1 tRNA gene and 2 rRNA genes (1 of these 3 cut by a window edge) are annotated in these 2,500 nt (G+C 54.3%); all 3 read left to right on the top strand.

Features of this window, described 5'->3' with window-relative positions:
- A 23S ribosomal RNA gene (locus ACRZ91_RS22015) occupies window positions 1-2,034 on the top strand; it begins 832 nt to the left of the window's first position.
- 185 nt (window positions 2,035-2,219) lie between these two features.
- Window positions 2,220-2,334, top strand: a 5S ribosomal RNA gene (gene rrf, locus ACRZ91_RS22010).
- Window positions 2,335-2,423: 89 nt separating this feature from the next.
- Window positions 2,424-2,500 (top strand) — tRNA-Met (locus ACRZ91_RS22005).

The following is a 2,500-nucleotide window of genomic DNA, read 5'->3' as shown; positions in this document are numbered from 1 at the left end:
TCTCTGCGAAATCTATTTAGGTAGAGCGTCATCCGAATACCCCGGGGGGTAGAGCACTGGATGGGTAATGGGGCCCCACAGGCTTACTGATCCTAACCAAACTCCGAATACCCGGGAGTACTAGATGGCAGACACACTGCGGATGCTAACGTCCGTAGTGGAGAGGGAAACAACCCTGACCTACGACTAAGGCCCCTAATTCATGGCTAAGTGGGAAAGCAGGTGGGACGACCAAAACAACCAGGAGGTTGGCTTAGAAGCAGCCATCCTTTAAAGATAGCGTAACAGCTCACTGGTCTAAATAAGTTGTCCTGCGGCGAAGATGTAACGGGGCTCAAGCCATGAGCCGAAGTCTAGGGATGCGTAAGCATCGGTAGCAGAGCGTAGTGTGACATAGAACCTTGTCTATATTGCCGCCGGTTATGCGGCGCGAGTAATCGCGCTCAAGTAGCCGAATAGGCGGTAGCGCAGACATAGGTTCTTTCGATGAAGCCGGGGCGTGAGCCATCCGGTGGAGAGATCACTAGTGAGAATGATGACATGAGTAGCGACAAAGAGTGTGAGAGACACTCTCGCCGAAAGTCCAAGGGTTCCTGCTTAAAGCTAATCTGAGCAGGGTAAGCCGGCCCCTAAGCCGAGGCCGAAAGGCGTAGGCGATGGGAACTAGGTTAATATTCCTAGGCCAGGAGGATGTGACGGATCACAGGTGTAGTTCAATCTTATCGGATTGATTGGGCTGCTGAGTGGTTCCTGGAAATAGCCCTCCATCAGACCGTACCCTAAACCGACACAGGTGGACTGGTAGAGCATACCAAGGCGCTTGAGAGAACGATGTTGAAGGAACTCGGCAAAATACCTCCGTAAGTTCGCGAGAAGGAGGCCCGGTTCCTAGGCAACTAGGGGCTGGGGGCACAAACCAGGGGGTGGCGACTGTTTATTAAAAACACAGGGCTCTGCGAAGTCGCAAGACGACGTATAGGGTCTGACGCCTGCCCGGTGCCTGAAGGTTAAAAGGAGAGGTGAGAGCCTTGAATTGAAGCCCAGGTAAACGGCGGCCGTAACTATAACGGTCCTAAGGTAGCGAAATTCCTTGTCGGGTAAGTTCCGACCTGCACGAATGGCGTAACGACTTCCCCGCTGTCTCCAACATCGACTCAGCGAAATTGAATTGCCTGTCAAGATGCAGGCTTCCCGCGGTTAGACGGAAAGACCCCGTGCACCTTTACTACAGCTTCGCACTGGCATCAGGATTGTGATGTGCAGGATAGGTGGTAGGCTTTGAAGCGGAAACGCAAGTATCCGTGGAGCCTCCCTTGAGATACCACCCTTCGCACTCTTGATGTCTAACCGCGGTCCGTTATCCGGATCCGGGACCCTGCGTGGCGGGTAGTTTGACTGGGGCGGTCGCCTCCTAAAGCGTAACGGAGGCGCGCGAAGGTTGGCTCAGAGCGGTCGGAAATCGCTCGTTGAGTGCAATGGCAGAAGCCAGCCTGACTGCAAGACTGACAAGTCGAGCAGAGTCGAAAGACGGCCATAGTGATCCGGTGGTCCCGAGTGGAAGGGCCATCGCTCAACGGATAAAAGGTACGCCGGGGATAACAGGCTGATACTGCCCAAGAGTCCATATCGACGGCAGTGTTTGGCACCTCGATGTCGGCTCATCTCATCCTGGGGCTGGAGCAGGTCCCAAGGGTACGGCTGTTCGCCGTTTAAAGAGGTACGTGAGCTGGGTTTAGAACGTCGTGAGACAGTTCGGTCCCTATCTGCCGTGGGTGTAGGAGACTTGAGAGGAGTTGCCCCTAGTACGAGAGGACCGGGGTGAACGATCCACTGGTGGACCAGTTGTCGTGCCAACGGCAGTGCTGGGTAGCTATGATCGGACAGGATAACCGCTGAAGGCATCTAAGCGGGAAGCCCCCCTCAAAACAAGGTCTCCCTGAGGGCCGTGGAAGACCACCACGTCAATAGGCCGGAGATGTAAGCGCAGTAATGCGTTCAGTTGACCGGTACTAATCGCCCGATAGGCTTGATTTGATCCAGTAATGGAAAGACAAAATCAAAAGCATACACTGACCTTGAGTTGGACAACGTTGATTGATGTGAAACCCCGTAAGGGGTGACATAACAACCGAGTGGCAACGCGCATTTGCATGCAAATACGCTGCCTGCCACGCGTCGCCTTTTTGCACTGCAAAAAGAGCGACGGGGATTTTCCTCGGTTTGGTGGTCATAGCGCAAGTGAAACACCCGGTCCCATCCCGAACCCGGAAGTTAAGCACTGCCGCGCCAATGGTACTTGGGCTTAAGCCCCGGGAGAGTAGGTCACCGCCAAACCTAGTAAAATCCCCCTTCTCTCTAAAACGATGAAAAGAACACTACCCGGTCTCAAGTAGCCGAATAGGCGGTAGACCAACGCTAAGTGTCGCGGGATGGAGCAGCCCGGTAGCTCGTCAGGCTCATAACCTGAAGGTCGCAGGTTCAAATCCTGCTCCCGCAACCA

It is taken from the genome of Ruegeria sp. O11 (assembly GCF_056535285.1).
The sequence above is the reverse complement of the archived record's forward strand: the minus strand, read 5'-3'. Positions and strand labels throughout refer to the sequence as shown.